This is a genomic window from Synechococcus sp. Nb3U1 (assembly GCF_021533835.1).
GTDB lineage: Bacteria > Cyanobacteriota > Cyanobacteriia > Thermostichales > Thermostichaceae > Thermostichus.
Window position 1 is genome coordinate 1679176 of record NZ_JAKFYQ010000001.1, and the last position, 14252, is coordinate 1693427.

Consider the following 14252-nt stretch of genomic DNA (forward strand, 5'->3'; position numbering starts at 1 on the left):
CTCTGAAATCCGAACGAAATTCGGAGCAACATCTTTCTCTATAATTTCTCTGTAAGGCAGCCCCAGTTACAAGCTGGGGCTTTTTCGATCAGCTATTGGCAGGGTATTTGGCACAGCGTATAGAGATAGCTCAGAGACTGGGCATTTCCCAGTGCAGCTCGACGTGGGTATACCCTTCCGGGGTGTGGGTGCGGTGCCAGGATCCCTTGGGCAGGTAACGGGCAATGGTATTCATGGCTTTGCTGCCATAACCGCCACTGGGGCTGGGGGCATGTTCCACGCCATCGTTTACGACTCTTAGGCAGCAGTGATGATCCGTTTGCATCAGCGAAACATTTACAAACGAGGCATCCCCTTTGGGCGGCTGCACATGGGCGATCACATTGCCAATGGCCTCTCGCAAAAAACGCAAAATGTCTTCTCGCTGGTCAAACCACTCGCTGGTATTGGGCTCATTCAAAGGTTGCAGTTGCCGTTCTACCGATAGAGTTAGGCCGCCGCTCTGCACCAGTTCATCCAAATAGGTATCGATGCCCCGATGCAGTCCTTCCCGCAAACTGGGGGAAATGCGCAACTTAGTGGCTAAGGTACGAACATCATTGAGCTGATCCCGAATGCCACGTCCGATCCCTTCTAGTTGTTCCAACAGCTGATCATAGGTGGCGGGGTTAAGTTCTTTTCCCTGTTGCTGTTGCCATTGCAAACTCTCCAAATTGTCCATCACCACTTTTAAATCTTGTAGCTCCCGATCATGAATATCAGTGGCCACTCGGTAAAGCAACTTGCGGGCTTGATCAATGGCGGCTTCTTGTTCGGCACGACGCAACCGATCCAATTCTTGCTGTTGAGCCAGTAGCCGCTCTTGGTTCTGCAAAATGATCAAAGTCAACAGTAAGCTCACCCCTGTCAGACCACTGGCCAGAGCCGGTAGAGCCAACGGCCAAACCCAGCGCCAGAGCAGAAACTGAGCCACAGCCCAACTTTCATAAACCAATAGCCCCAATACAGGCCAAAGGAGAAATCGCTGCTGTTTCCAGTCTTGATGAGTCAGCCTCAAATGAGGGCGGTAAAGCATCAGGAGCAAGCCCGTACCTCCCCCCATCAACACCACCACAAAGGCCGCCAACCCAGAGGGCACCGAGCGATACACTTCCCCTGTGAGGAGGCTGGACAGGATTTGCGCCTGCAATTCCACCGCGGCAATCTGGGATCCATCCGCAGTTTGCACTGGGAAAGTTTCTGGGTAGCCTCCCACAAAGCCCACTAACACCACCTTATCCCGCAACTGGGCTGCAATCTCTGGATCGAGGGGAGGGATCCCTTCTGAGCTGAGGCAGGCCTGGCTGGGATTCACTATCTGTGAGGCGGCTCCGGATCCCGCTTGGAGGATCACCGGCGGACAAACCTGTTCGATGGGAATGATGGGGATGCTGTGGTTTGCTCCCAGAGGGTTGAACTGCACAGGCTCCAACCCTTGTTCTCGGAACCACCGGCTGGCCTGCTCTGGGTTGAACTTGGCAAAGGTAAGAGCTTCCACAGAAGCAAACATCTGCTCCTCTTGGCTATCGCGGCGCAGATACAGCCCCCGCAGCTGAGCTTTGCGTAGGATCCCGGCCCCATCTACCCGATATTGCACCACCCCCTGCACATGCTCGGGTGGCACCAGGTACTCCAGCCGCAACGAGGAAAAGGGCAGGAAATGGTTGTAGATGCTGATCTCCGCCCGCCGGAAACTTTCGCTGCTGCGGGTGGCCAATACCAACCGATCCGGGTAGCGCTGCACCACTTGCCGCAGAGGCGCATCCAAGTTTTCGTTACCCAAGTTTTGCGGCACCACGAAGCTGCTGGGCAGATTCAGAACCACCACTTTGGCCTCAGCTTCTTCCAATAGGCGCAAGGTCAAGCCGGCGTAGTTGGCTCGTTCCAAGAGAAAGTCGATGTTTTGGCTAGTATCCGTGCCTTCACCCCGAACCTGAATGCGGCCATCAATACCCACGATCACCACATCTGCAGAGGGAGTCTGTGGATCTCGCCAGGCGTAAAGCCACTGTTGGGCATCACTCTCCATCCGCACCAACAATGGATGCTGTGCCGAGAGATTGAGCAACGTCGCCCAACCCAATCCCCAACCCAAAGCCCAACCCAGTCGCCGCCGGGAGGGGAGAACCTGTCGTTTCCAGTCTTGAGTAGGGGGGGAGTGATAGACGTTATCTGGCATCGAGTCGGACATGGTCTCTTCTGCCATCTTGGCCCTCAAGGCTAGCAGTTGAGGGGATCCCTGACCTCCAACCTGGCGGGGCGGAAGCGCAGCCTCAATGGTGATTGTTGCGCACCTGAGCCGCTTCGTCAGGGCTAATACCTAGACGGGTGAGGTTAATGCGGCCCTTGTGATCGATGCTGCGCACCTTCACCACCACCTCGTCTTCCACAGCGATCTCATCTTCCACTTTGCCCACCCGGTAGTCCGCCAGTTGCGAGATATGGATCATGCCTTCTTTGCCGGGCAAAAACTCCACAAACGCACCGATGGGGATAATGCGGGTCACCTTGCCCAAGTACACCTGCCCCTCCTGGACTCGCCGCACCAAGTTCTCGATCATTTCCTGGGCCGCTTCCGCTTGGCCTCCTACCGCCGAAGACACTGTGACAGTGCCATCATCGCTGATATCTACTTTCGCTCCTGTCGCTTCGGTGATGCTGCGAACCATCTTGCCGCCGGGGCCGATGATCTTGCCGATATCTTCCGGATCCACCTTGAAGGTGAGCAGTCGGGGGGCGGTGGTTGCCAACTGGGGTCGGGGGGCAGAAATTGCCTCCATCATTTTGCTGAGGATAAACTCGCGCCCGGCTTTGGCCTGGTGAACCGCTTGTTCTACAACATTGACGGTGATGCCGGTTATTTTCATATCCATCTGCAGGGCGGTGATCCCTGCCTGGGTGCCCGCCACCTTGAAGTCCATGTCGCCGAGGAAGTCCTCAATACCCTGAATGTCGGTGAGGATGCGCACTTCTTCTCCCTCTTTGATCAGGCCCATGGCCACGCCACTGACCGGCGCTTTGATCGGCACCCCGGCATCCATCAGAGAAAGGGTAGAGCCACAGACGGATCCCATCGAGGTAGAGCCGTTGGAGGAGAGCACCTCCGATACTACCCGTACCACGTAGGCAAACTTATCTTTGTCGGGCACTACCGGCACCAAGGCCCGCTCTGCCAAGGCCCCATGGCCAATTTCGCGCCGACCCGGAGAGCGTGAGGGGCGTGTTTCCCCCACCGAGAAGGCCGGGAAGTTGTAGTGGTGCATGTAGCGTTTTTCATCGCTAGGGTGCAGATCGTCCAGCTCTTGGGCATCGCCAGGAGTGCCGAGGGTGGTGATAGAGAGCACTTGCGTGAGACCCCGGTTAAACAGGGCGCTGCCATGGACTCTTGGAATCAACCCCACTCGGCAGGAAATCGGTCGGATCTCGTCCAGTTTACGGCCATCCACCCGCACCCCCTCCTGGATGATCTGTTGCCGCATCAATTTTTTGGTCAGAGATTTGAATTGCGTATCCAGATCCTTCGGGTTTTCTAGGAGGTAGAGTCGCAAGGGATCCGTTTCCGGTCGCTCTTGGATTTGGGCTTCTAACTTGGCTTTGATGTCGTCGAGCTGCTGATCGCGGCTGGTTTTGTCCAGAAATTGCTTCAGAATCGACTGAATTGCGTCTTGAGCCTGCTCTTTAACAAAAGCGATTAGGGCTTCACTTGCCGGAGGGGGCGGCAACTCCACCGGCTCCATTTTCAGATCCTGAAAGACTTGGTTCTGCACTCTGAGCAGCTCTTGAATGGCTTCAAACCCAAATTCGATCGCCTCGATCACGTCTTTTTCCGGCAGTTGGTTGGCCCCAGCCTCTACCATGATCACGCCATCAGCACAGCCCGCCACCACCAAGTCCAGATCCCCAGCTTCGATCTCAGCATAGGTGGGGTTAATAATAAATTCATCTTTGACCAGACCCACCCGCACGGCGGCCACAGGGCCATTGAAGGGGATCCCGGCCCCACGAATCGCCAAGGAAGCCCCCAAAATACACAACACATCCGGCGGTACATTGTCATCTACTGACAGGGTTGTGGCCACCACCTGCACATCATCCCGCAGCCATTCCGGGAACAAAGGGCGAATGGGGCGGTCTATTAACCGAGAGATGAGGGTAGCCCGTTCCGGGGGGCGACCTTCCCGCCGCAGATACCCGCCCGGGATCCGCCCGGCTGCGTAGAGGCGCTCTTCGTAGTCCACGAGCAGGGGCATAAAGTCGATGCCAGGACGTCCCGGTTGCCGGGTAGCCGTGACTAAGATGGAGGTTTCGCCTGAAGTCAACCAGACCCCACAACCTGCTTGCGGAGCCAACAAACCGATATTGATGTCAATTTCCCGCCCATAAAAGGAAATCGACTGGGTGTATTCTGCCATGTAACGTTTCGCCTTCTTTTTTTCTTGCCGCTATCGTAGCACTCTCCTCCTCAACCCCCACTAACTGGCGGGATGAACACCACTTCGTCTTCGGCAGATAGGGGGGTGTCCGCAGGGACAAAGTTCAAGTTGAGGCCAAACCGGGTTTGGGAGCGCCAGGGAGCCAAGGCCGGGTAGCGCTGGCTCAGCTGATCACATACTTGCCCAACAGTGGTACCGGGGATAACCTGTATCCTCAGTTCCGCCTGACCGATCACCTCTTGATAGATGGCGAAGAGTTTCAGGGTGATGGGGAATTCCCTCTTCTCATTAATCATTTCAATTGTTGGATTGCCTTCCATTTCATTTCTGAGATGACAGTCAACTGCTCCAATCCCTACAGAGTTTACCGAGAAGACGGATCTAAAGGACTGTGTTGCCAGGCTCCATAATGATCAAGAATGCGCTTGATCTGCTCAGAGTCTGCATCAAGGGATTGATGAATAAGCAATGCTTCAACTTGGCTATCTTGGTACCGAAAGGTAGATCCTTTTTCCCATTCAAACTCGGTTTCTATTCCTGCAACACAAGCCAGATGAGCAGCCAACTCCCGATAAACCATTAGGGGCATGGCATCGAAACGAACTGCGTAATGCTTCAAGTCAGCGAGGGACACAGACATGGTAAAGAGTAACGCAAAACATCATTCTCTAGCCAGGAGAAACCCCGAAAAAGAGTTAGCTATTGAGGCATTTGCTCAGGAGAAAGCATGACTTAAGCGATTTTGCCATCCGCTAAGGTGCAGCAATTCACTTCATCTAGACAGACTTTCCCCCATTGCAGGGCCCAGCGCACCAAAGCAACCCGGTTAGCTGTTCGGGTTTTGCTTAAGATATTGCTGATGTGGTTATCAACGGTGCGTTTACTAATTTCTAAATGTTCCGCAATGTCTTGATTGGTCATGCCCGCCGCGATCAACTCGATGACTTGCAATTCCCGTTCTGACAACAAATCTGCGGAATGATAGTCGGTGCCCATTCCGGATGCCTGTAGTGTAGATTGTAAGGATTACCTATTCCAATTCTAGGGGATCCCCCGCGAGATGGATAGCCCTAAAGGCAACAGATCCCGGGCAATTTTCAACGGGATCCCGTCCCCATGTTTTTAGTTAGACAAATTCACAAGGGATCCAGTCGTTTTTGCGGCAGTTGCACCCGAACCCATAGCCCACCTGTTTGGGGATGATTACATAATCGAATGGTGCCCTCATGAGCCTCAACAATTTGTCGCACAATCGCCAGCCCCAGTCCGGTGCCTCCCTTGCTGCGAGCGCGTGCCGTATCGGTACGGTAGAAGGGTTGAAATACCAACTCAAACTGATCTGCCGCCAACCCTGATCCATGATCGTACACCTCCAGGCCGACTGCAGATCCCTCCTCGGCCAAAACCACGTGCACCGGGGATCCCGGCCTGCCGTATTTAATGGCGTTGTCCAGCAGATTCAAAAGCAGTCGATACAGGCGTTGTTCATCACCCCAGAGGCAGGCTTGTGTTGTCCCAGTCAGATGTAGTTCTTGCTGGCGGGGTTTGGCTAGAGGTTCCAGGCTTTGCCAAGCTTTTCGAACCAGAAAAGCCAGATCTACCGAGCGCAGTTGCAATCGGGATCCCGCCCCCAAGTTGAGAGCACTCAGTTCCAATAAATCTTGCACTAAGCTACTGAGGCGCAGCGTTTCGTTGAGAAGGCGTTCGACCCAAACCGCTTGGGCTGCATCGACTCGGCTCTGTAGGGTTTCCGCCAGCAAGCGAATCGAGGTCAGGGGGGTTTTGAGCTCGTGGGCCACATCCGAAGCCCAGCGATCCCGTTGTTGAGTCAGCATTTTCGCTTCTAGCCGATCCTCCAAAAAAATGGCCACCTGAGACTGGGGCAACGGCAGACCCCAACCTCGGAGCGGAATTGGTTTGCCATCCCCCCCCGAAGGATAAAAAATCCACTCACGGCTTTGGGTGGGCCTGTCGGCCTCCTGCCGACGGGTGGTTTCGATCAGCTGATCCAATTCGTAGGAACGCACCCATTCCAGGAGCAACTTGATGCCCGGTTGCCATTGGTTGATGCGTAAAAGACGCTGGGCCGCAGGGTTACACTCGAGCACCACGTTGTTCTCATCTACCCGTAGATATCCCCAGGGCAGGCGCTGACTTAGATATTGCCAATCTTGCAGTTGCTGGTTTTGACCAGCCCAATCCAGTTGCTGTTGGCGGAGCTGGCGACTGAGCAAACTGAGCATTTCCTCTGAAGAATGAACCGGCAGGGGGTTGCTGACCAGGGATCCCAGCCGTTGCAATTCCCGTCTGAAGCGGCGATGACTTTGCCAAAGCAGGAGCAGAGCGCACAGCAGCCCGACTCCCACTCCGATCAGGATCCCGGTTGCTAATCCCATCCGCACTCAACTCTCTTTGCCGCCATTGTCGCTTAGGCCGGCGGGAATAGGTACTGAATCGCACTTAAAAATGGTGCGGAAAAATGCTGCAGTTAGTGCCGATGCACCAACGTGGTACTGGCCTGATCGGTGGGCAGGAGCAGAACCTCGCTGATATTTACGTGTGGGGGGCGGGTTGCCGCAAATACCACTACTTCCGCCACATCCATCGCCGTAAGGGGAGTGACACCTTGGTATACGGCAGCAGCTCGGGATGAGTCGCCATGAAACCTCACTTCGCTAAACTCGGTTTCCACCATGCCCGGCTGGATCTCGGTGACGCGAATCGGGGTGCCCAATAGGTCCAGTTTTAAGCCTTCTGAAATGGCCCGCACCGCCGCTTTGGAAGCACAGTACACATTGCCGCCAGGATAGGTTTGCCGCCCGGCAATGGAGCCAATATTGACTACATGGCCCCGGCCCCGTTCCACCATGCCCGGCAACACAGCCCGGGTGACGTAGAGCAGGCCCTTCAGGTTGGTATCGATCATCTCTTCCCAGTCTTGTATCACCCCTTTGTGCAACTTATCCAGGCCACGACTCAAGCCAGCATTATTGATCAAGATGTCAATGGCAGCCCATTCCGGTGGCAACGTCTGTACGGCCCGCTGTACCTCTGCACGATCCCGCACATCCAGAGCCAATAGGTAGGGTGGGTTCCCGAAGGCTTGCTCCAAATCTAAGGCCAACTCCTGCAACCGATCTTGGCGACGCGCCGCCAGAATGAGTCTGGCTCCGGAACGGGCAAAGAGGGTGGCACAGGCTGCCCCGATGCCACTGCTGGCTCCAGTAATCAGGATGACAGGGGTTGAACTCATGAGTCCTCGCAAAGCATTCACATGGCCAATCTTACGAGAAAGAATCCGATTCACTCTTGCGCTGACTTGTACTGACCAAAAGCGGTTCTGGTTGTCTTTCTCATCTTGAGCCAAGTCAAAATGCTACCCAACAGCGAGAGGGTGATATAACCAAGGCAACGATGCTTCAAACAATGGGGCAGAACATAGCAGCATTTAGCCCATCTCACGGGGAACTCTAGAGTATGCTGGCCCTCACCCAATCGGAATGGCAGGATCCCCCCCTGAATCAGGGAGACATTCTGCTGGTGGATGATGTGTTGGAAAATTTGCAGATCTTGTCGGCGATGCTGGAGGCAGAGGGCTACGAAGTCCGGCAGGCACTGAATGGGCAGATGGCCCTGATGGGCATTGAAGCAGAACTTCCGGATTTGATCCTCCTGGATGTGAGGATGCCAGGCCTGGACGGCTATACAGTGTGTCAATAGTTGAAGTCCCATCCCCGTACCGCTGGGATCCCGATTATCTTCATCAGTGCTCTCGATGCCCTAGAAGACAAGTTACAAGCCTTTGCCGTTGGTGGTGTGGACTACATCACCAAACCCTTCCAGGAAGCAGAGGTGCTAGCGCGGGTACGAACTCAATTGACGTTATTGCAGTTACGTCGCCACCTGGAGAGAGCCCACCAGGATCTGTTGGAGATCAATGGCTTTCTCGAAGACCGAGTACGAGAGCGAACCGCCCAACTGCGTCACCGCATTCTCTTTGATACCCTGACCGGGTTACCCAGCCGTGAGAATCTGATAGGGCAGTTGCAGGAAGCCCTAGAACGTTTGCGCTCTCAACCTGAGGTAAGATTCGCCCTGCTGCTGCTGGACTGTGATCGCTTCGGCCTGATCAACAGTTCCTTGGGCTATGGGTTGGGGGACCAGATGCTCTCAGCTATTGGACAACGGCTAAGCCAGTTTGCGCAAACTCAGCAGGGGTTTGTCGCCCGCTTCGGAGAAGATGATTTTTGTCTGCTCTTGAATCAGATCTCCTCCCCTCAGGAGGCAGAGGCACAAGCTAGGGCAGTGTTGAGGCTGCTGCGGGATCCCTTTCAGATCGACCTCTATGAAGTGTATCTGACCGCCAGCATTGGCATTGTCCTCGGCGATTCTCTCTATGCCCAGCCCCAAGATTTGCTGCGCGATGCCGATACCGCGTTGCGGCAAGCCAAACACTCTGGCCGAGGGAGCTTTCATCTGTTCGATCCGGGGTTGCACACGGCAGCGATTCAGCGGTTACGCCTAGAAAATGATCTGCGGCGGGCGCTGGATCGGCAGGAGTTTCAGGTGTTTTATCAGCCGATCGTCAACCTGAAACAGGGCAGAATCGCCGCCTTTGAAGCCTTGATCCGCTGGCAACACCCTGAGCGCGGTTGGGTCTCGCCGACAGAGTTCATTCCCTGCATGGAAGAAACCGGTCTGATTATTCCAGTGGGTTTGCAAGTGTTGCACATGGCCTGTAGCCAGGTTTGGCGATGGCAACGGCAACTGGAGACGCTTTGGGCAGCCAGAGGGGCGGATCCCTTGGTGATCAGCGTCAATCTCTCCATCTGTCAGTTCAGCTACCCAACTCTGCTGGAGGATGTGGATCGGGTGCTCTCTCGCAGTGGATTGGATCCCGGTTATCTGAAGCTGGAGATCACCGAAAGCGTGATTATGGAGAACACGCAAGCTGCCCAACGATTGGTGGAACAACTGCAGGCCCGTCGCATCCACATCAGTCTCGACGACTTTGGTACGGGCTACTCTTCCCTCAGCTATTTACAACACTTCCCGGTGGATAGCGTGAAGATTGACCGTTCCTTTGTCAAAGACATGGGGCCCAATGGAGAAAATGCTCAGATCGCAACTGCTGTCATCGAGCTGGGCCATGCCTTGGGGATGTCGGTGATTGCGGAGGGAATCGATTCACCCCTGCAGGTGGAAGTTCTGCAAGCTTTGAACTGCGAATACGGTTAAGGCTATTATTTCAGCCCTCCGCTGACCCCTGAACAGGCTTGGGCATTACTAGAGCGGGATCCCTGTTGGTAAGAGCCGGATTGCTCTGAATCAGGATCCTTGGGTTGCTTTTTCGCCAGAACGCTCCAGCAATTTCACACAGGCATACAAGGTATCCAAATGGGGGGTAGGCACCGCCACCAAACGGCCTAACTCTGTGATGGCCCCCACAATCGTTTCGATCTCCGTTGGTCGCCCCAGCTCGATATCCTGCAGCATGGAGGTGCGATGGGATCCCACCCGGGTGGCATTCCCCAACCGCTCATCCAAAGACATGGGCAAGCGGATCCCGAGGGCCTTTGCCACCGTCTCTGTTTCTTGCATCACCGCTCGGATCAAGTTGCGGGTGGGGGGGTAGTGGGCCATCTCATCTTGGGCGGCACGGGTGAGAGCACTGATCGGGTTGAAGGCAGAGTTGCCCCACAGTTTCTGCCAGATCTCGGTGCGAATTTGGGAAGTGAGGGTTGTGTGGAGCTGCGCTTGTTCAAAGAGTTGGGCCAGCATCCTCAAGCGCCCGGACAGGGATCCATCCGGTTCACCGAGAATGTAGCGTCCTCCCCCCGTATGCAGGAGCATCCCTGGCTCCACCAACTGCACGGCGATGTACACTACACAGCCAATCACACGTTCGATCGGCAGATGGGCAGCAATCACCCCATCCGGATCCACGGCTGCCAGCGGATGCCCTTCAAACTCACCCCCATGTCGACGGAAATACCACCAGGGAATGCCATTCTGGGCGATCACGATGGGAGTCTCCGGCCCACACAGGGATCCCAACTGGGGGGCAAGCTCTGGCAAACTATGGGCCTTAACGGTGACAATCACCCAATCCTGCAGGCCTAGTGTCGTCAGATCGTCAGTGGCTGTTAGGCGTTCAACCCAAGTTTGCTGGGATCCCTCTTGGCCATAGCTGCTGATCAATTTCAATCCCTGGGTGCGGATCGCTTGGAGATGGGATCCCCTTGCCACCAAGCTGACGGTCAACCCTGCTTGAGCCAAACGAATGGCTAGGTAGCCCCCTACTGCTCCAGCACCAACAATGCAAATCTTCATGGAGCTATTATCGCCTTAGGGGAGACACGGGGCCAACAGGAAGACAACCAAATCCAAAAAGGATCCACCCTAATAAGGATCCACCCTGTTGATTTCTCTTATTCCTCGGTTATTCCTCGGCCCCACCCTGGGTCACCCGCAGGATCCCATATCCCAGCGCCAAGCCCACCAGGGTCAGCACAATGCAAAGTCCGGCAGTGGTGAAGATCTCGCTGGCCATAGCTTCCTTAAATCCTTAAATGAGCAATCTTACGGTGCCTTCTCAGAATATCGGATCTTGAGGCTAGCGCATTCGGATCGCCTGCATAACCCCAAACCCCGTCCTCCAGGAGAAACGACTTCCTTACCCCAGAGTTGATGGAATCTGGCGGATGCCCCCTATAATGAAAGCAATTTACAAGTCTTTACTGGCGTAGGCTGAATTGTAATGCCTGAACCTGTAGAGCCTGCTTAGTAAGTTCAAGGTGGCCCACTTGGCCATTGCGAGTTCTGGATCCCTGTCGGGTGAGAGCCGCATAAGTCAGGATCCTTAGTCCAAGGCGCTCCTGCAAGGCCCTTTCCCGGATGGAAGTTCAGAAAACTGAGGCAGAGGATCCTTGAGTTGAGTCTTTATACCTAGGCTCCGGTCTTGCTTTGATGAAGCAAACTTTGTAGTTTCATTAACGTCCTCATCATTTAGATGTTTTTAGGAGTAGTCCAGATGACCATAGCGGTAGGACGCGTGCGTCAGGAGCGAGGATGGTTCGACATCGTCGACGACTGGCTCAAACGCGACAGATTTGTCTTTATCGGCTGGTCCGGCCTGTTGCTGTTCCCCTGCGCCTTCTTGGCCTTGGGCGGCTGGCTGACCGGCACCACCTTTGTCACCTCTTGGTACACCCACGGGTTGGCCAGCTCCTACTTGGAAGGGGCGAACTTTCTGACAGTGGCGGTTTCCTCGCCTGCCGACAGCATGGGGCACAGCCTGTTGCTGTTGTGGGGGCCAGAAGCGCAAGGGGACTTCACCCGCTGGTGCCAAATCGGGGGGTTGTGGACGTTTGTTGCCTTGCACGGGGCCTTTGGGTTGATTGGCTTCATGCTGCGGCAGTTTGAGATTGCTCGCTTGGTGGGGGTACGCCCTTACAACGCCATCGCCTTCAGCGCGCCGATTGCAGTGTTTGTGAGCGTATTTTTGATGTACCCGTTGGGGCAGAGCAGCTGGTTTTTCGCCCCCAGCTTTGGGGTAGCGGGGATCTTCCGGTTTCTGCTGTTTTTGCAAGGGTTCCACAACTGGACCTTGAACCCGTTCCACATGATGGGTGTGGCGGGTGTGCTGGGAGGGGCCTTGCTGTGTGCCATTCATGGGGCGACGGTGGAGAACACCTTGTTCCAGGATGGGGAAGGGGCGAACACCTTCCGGGCGTTTGAGCCGACGCAAGCGGAAGAGACCTATTCGATGGTGACGGCGAACCGGTTTTGGAGCCAGATTTTTGGGATTGCTTTTTCCAACAAGCGGTGGCTGCACTTTTTCATGTTGTTTGTGCCGGTGACGGGGCTGTGGATGGCCAGCATCGGGATTGTGGGGTTGGCGCTGAACCTGCGGGCGTATGACTTCATCAGTCAGGAGACGCGGGCGGCGGAGGATCCTGAGTTTGAGACGTTCTACACCAAGAACATTCTCTTGAATGAGGGGATCCGGGCCTGGATGGCGCCGCAAGACCAGCCCCATGAGCACTTTGAGTTCCCTGAAGAGGTGCTCCCCCGCGGTAATGCCCTGTAATTGGGTGGTGCTTCTGGTGTAAACGCTTGGGTTTTTCTGGATCCCTTGCATTAGTGTTGAAGATCGGGCGCTTGCTTGTTGGCTTTGATGGGTGAGCGCTCGCCGATAACCAAACCCTTTTGTATTAACTGTCGCAGTTTTGGGAGGCTGGCCTCAGTGACCTCAACGACGTTTAGTTCCGCAGCGATGCAGGATCGTACCCAGGGTGGATTTGCCTGGTGGGCCGGGAATGCTCGCTTGATCAATCTGTCCGGTCGGCTTTTGGGTGCCCATGTGGCCCATGCTGGCCTGATCGTCTTCTGGGCAGGAGCGATGCTGCTGTTTGAAGTGGCTCACTTCACCCCGGATCGGCCCATGTACGAGCAGGGCTTGATCCTGATGCCCCATGTGGCAACCTTAGGCTGGGGCGTTGGCCCTGGCGGCGAAATTGTCAATACGTTTCCTTTCTTTGTGGTGGGTGTGTTGCACCTGATCTCCAGCGCCGTGCTGGGGTTGGGTGGCATCTATCACGCGGTGCGTGGCCCGGAAACTCTGGAGCAATCTTCTCCGTTCTTTGGCTATGACTGGAAAGACAAGAACAAGATGACCACCATCATCGGCATCCACCTGATCCTGCTGGGCTTGGGTGCGTTCCTGTTGGTGGCTAAAGCCGTCTGGTTCGGTGGCGTTTACGATACCTGGGCTCCCGGCGGTGGCGATGTGCGGGTGATCACCAACCCGACTTTGAACCCGGCGGTGATCTTCGGCTATTTGGTCAAATCTCCCTTTGGTGGCGAAGGCTGGATTGTTAGCGTTGACAACATGGAAGACGTGATCGGCGGCCACATCTACCTTGGCATCATCTGCATTGCCGGTGGGATCTGGCACATCCTGACCAAGCCCTTCGGCTGGGCTCGTCGCGCCTTCATTTGGTCTGGGGAAGCCTACCTTTCCTACAGCTTGGCGGCGGTTTCCTTGATGAGCTTCATCGCCACCTGCTTTATTTGGTTCAACAACACCGTTTACCCGAGCGAGTTCTACGGCCCCACCGGCCCGGAAGCTTCTCAAGCTCAAGCTCTCACCTTCGTGGTACGGGACCAGCGCTTGGGGGCCAACATCAGTCAGGCCCAAGGCCCCACCGGTTTGGGTAAGTACCTGATGCGCTCTCCCACGGGTGAGATCATCTTCGGGGGTGAGACCATGCGCTTCTGGGATGTGCGCGCTCCCTGGAAAGAGCCTCTGCTCGGCCCGAACGGCCTTGACCTGGATAAGCTCAAGAATGATATTCAGCCCTGGCAAGCTCGCCGCGCCGTGGAATACATGACCCATGCTCCACTGGGATCCTTGAACTCCGTGGGCGGTGTGGCGACCGAGATCAACACCGTGAACTTCACCAGTCCGCGGACTTGGTTGGCGGCTCACAACTTCATTCTGGGCTTCTTGTTCTTTGTCGGTCACCTCTGGCATGCTGGTCGTGCTCGGGCGGCGGCCGCTGGCTTTGAGAAAGGCTTGGATCGCGAAAGCGAACCAGTCTACAAAATGAAGCCTTTGCGTTAATTTGCTCTACTGCTCTGAACAAACATTCGAGTATCTTTAGATCCTTAAGTTTTGACCTTAAGTAAAGATCAGTAGAGCTCAGATCTCAGATCAGAGCTGATTAAAAAGATCATTTCGGCCCCTACGGGGGCTTTTTTTATGGGCTGCTGCCG

General features: G+C 55.3%; 14 protein-coding genes. 4 read left to right on the forward strand and 10 right to left on the reverse strand.

The window, feature by feature from the left end:
• Window positions 1–130: 130 nt before the first annotated feature.
• The 7 genes from L1047_RS07860 to L1047_RS07890 form a co-directional block, all read right to left on the reverse strand.
• The gene (locus tag L1047_RS07860) at window positions 131–2230 is read right to left on the reverse strand and encodes a CHASE2 domain-containing protein (RefSeq protein ID WP_235278328.1); all 2100 of its coding nucleotides are present in this window, start codon (window positions 2228–2230) and stop codon (window positions 131–133) included.
• A gap of 82 nt (window positions 2231–2312) precedes the next feature.
• Window positions 2313–4451, reverse strand: coding sequence for a polyribonucleotide nucleotidyltransferase (locus L1047_RS07865; RefSeq protein WP_235278329.1), 2139 nt, complete (start codon window positions 4449–4451; stop codon window positions 2313–2315).
• Between the two features lie 50 nt (window positions 4452–4501).
• Complete coding sequence (locus L1047_RS07870; RefSeq protein WP_235278330.1) at window positions 4502–4768, reverse strand: MoaD/ThiS family protein; 267 nt, start codon at window positions 4766–4768, stop codon at window positions 4502–4504.
• Between the two features lie 68 nt (window positions 4769–4836).
• Window positions 4837–5112 carry a hypothetical protein gene (locus L1047_RS07875; protein ID WP_235278331.1) on the reverse strand — a complete coding sequence of 92 codons (276 nt, stop codon included), beginning with the start codon at window positions 5110–5112 and terminating at the stop codon, window positions 4837–4839.
• 92 nt (window positions 5113–5204) lie between these two features.
• Window positions 5205–5468 (reverse strand): helix-turn-helix domain-containing protein, encoded by a 264-nt coding sequence (locus tag L1047_RS07880; protein WP_235278332.1) that lies wholly within the window; start codon window positions 5466–5468, stop codon window positions 5205–5207.
• A 140-nt stretch (window positions 5469–5608) separates the two neighbouring features.
• Window positions 5609–6868, reverse strand: a complete 1260-nt coding sequence (locus L1047_RS07885) for a sensor histidine kinase (protein WP_235278333.1) — start codon at window positions 6866–6868, stop codon at window positions 5609–5611.
• Window positions 6869–6960: 92 nt separating this feature from the next.
• Window positions 6961–7725 (reverse strand): SDR family oxidoreductase, encoded by a 765-nt coding sequence (locus L1047_RS07890; RefSeq protein ID WP_235278334.1) that lies wholly within the window; start codon window positions 7723–7725, stop codon window positions 6961–6963.
• A 224-nt stretch (window positions 7726–7949) separates the two neighbouring features.
• Between L1047_RS07890 and L1047_RS07895 the strand changes: the two genes are divergently transcribed.
• Complete coding sequence (locus tag L1047_RS07895) at window positions 7950–8192, forward strand: response regulator (protein WP_235278335.1); 243 nt, start codon at window positions 7950–7952, stop codon at window positions 8190–8192.
• Window positions 8193–9710 carry a putative bifunctional diguanylate cyclase/phosphodiesterase gene (locus L1047_RS07900; protein ID WP_235278336.1) on the forward strand — a complete coding sequence of 506 codons (1518 nt, stop codon included), beginning with the start codon at window positions 8193–8195 and terminating at the stop codon, window positions 9708–9710.
• 90 nt (window positions 9711–9800) lie between these two features.
• Here the strand turns inward: L1047_RS07900 and L1047_RS07905 are convergent, their stop codons facing one another.
• The 3 genes from L1047_RS07905 to L1047_RS07915 form a co-directional block, all read right to left on the reverse strand.
• Window positions 9801–10805 carry a ketopantoate reductase family protein gene (locus tag L1047_RS07905; RefSeq protein ID WP_235278337.1) on the reverse strand — a complete coding sequence of 335 codons (1005 nt, stop codon included), beginning with the start codon at window positions 10803–10805 and terminating at the stop codon, window positions 9801–9803.
• A gap of 109 nt (window positions 10806–10914) precedes the next feature.
• Window positions 10915–11025, reverse strand: coding sequence for a cytochrome b6-f complex subunit PetM (petM, locus tag L1047_RS07910; protein WP_235278338.1), 111 nt, complete (start codon window positions 11023–11025; stop codon window positions 10915–10917).
• Window positions 11026–11209: 184 nt separating this feature from the next.
• On the reverse strand, window positions 11210–11356 hold the full coding sequence (locus L1047_RS07915) for a hypothetical protein (RefSeq protein ID WP_235278339.1): 147 nt from the start codon (window positions 11354–11356) through the stop codon (window positions 11210–11212).
• A gap of 149 nt (window positions 11357–11505) precedes the next feature.
• On the opposite strand from L1047_RS07915, the gene psbD reads away from it, so the two are divergent.
• Window positions 11506–12564, forward strand: a complete 1059-nt coding sequence (psbD, locus tag L1047_RS07920; RefSeq protein WP_235278340.1) for a photosystem II D2 protein (photosystem q(a) protein) — start codon at window positions 11506–11508, stop codon at window positions 12562–12564.
• 186 nt (window positions 12565–12750) lie between these two features.
• Complete coding sequence (psbC, locus tag L1047_RS07925; protein ID WP_235278901.1) at window positions 12751–14100, forward strand: photosystem II reaction center protein CP43; 1350 nt, start codon at window positions 12751–12753, stop codon at window positions 14098–14100.
• The last annotated feature ends 152 nt before the right edge of the window (window positions 14101–14252 follow it).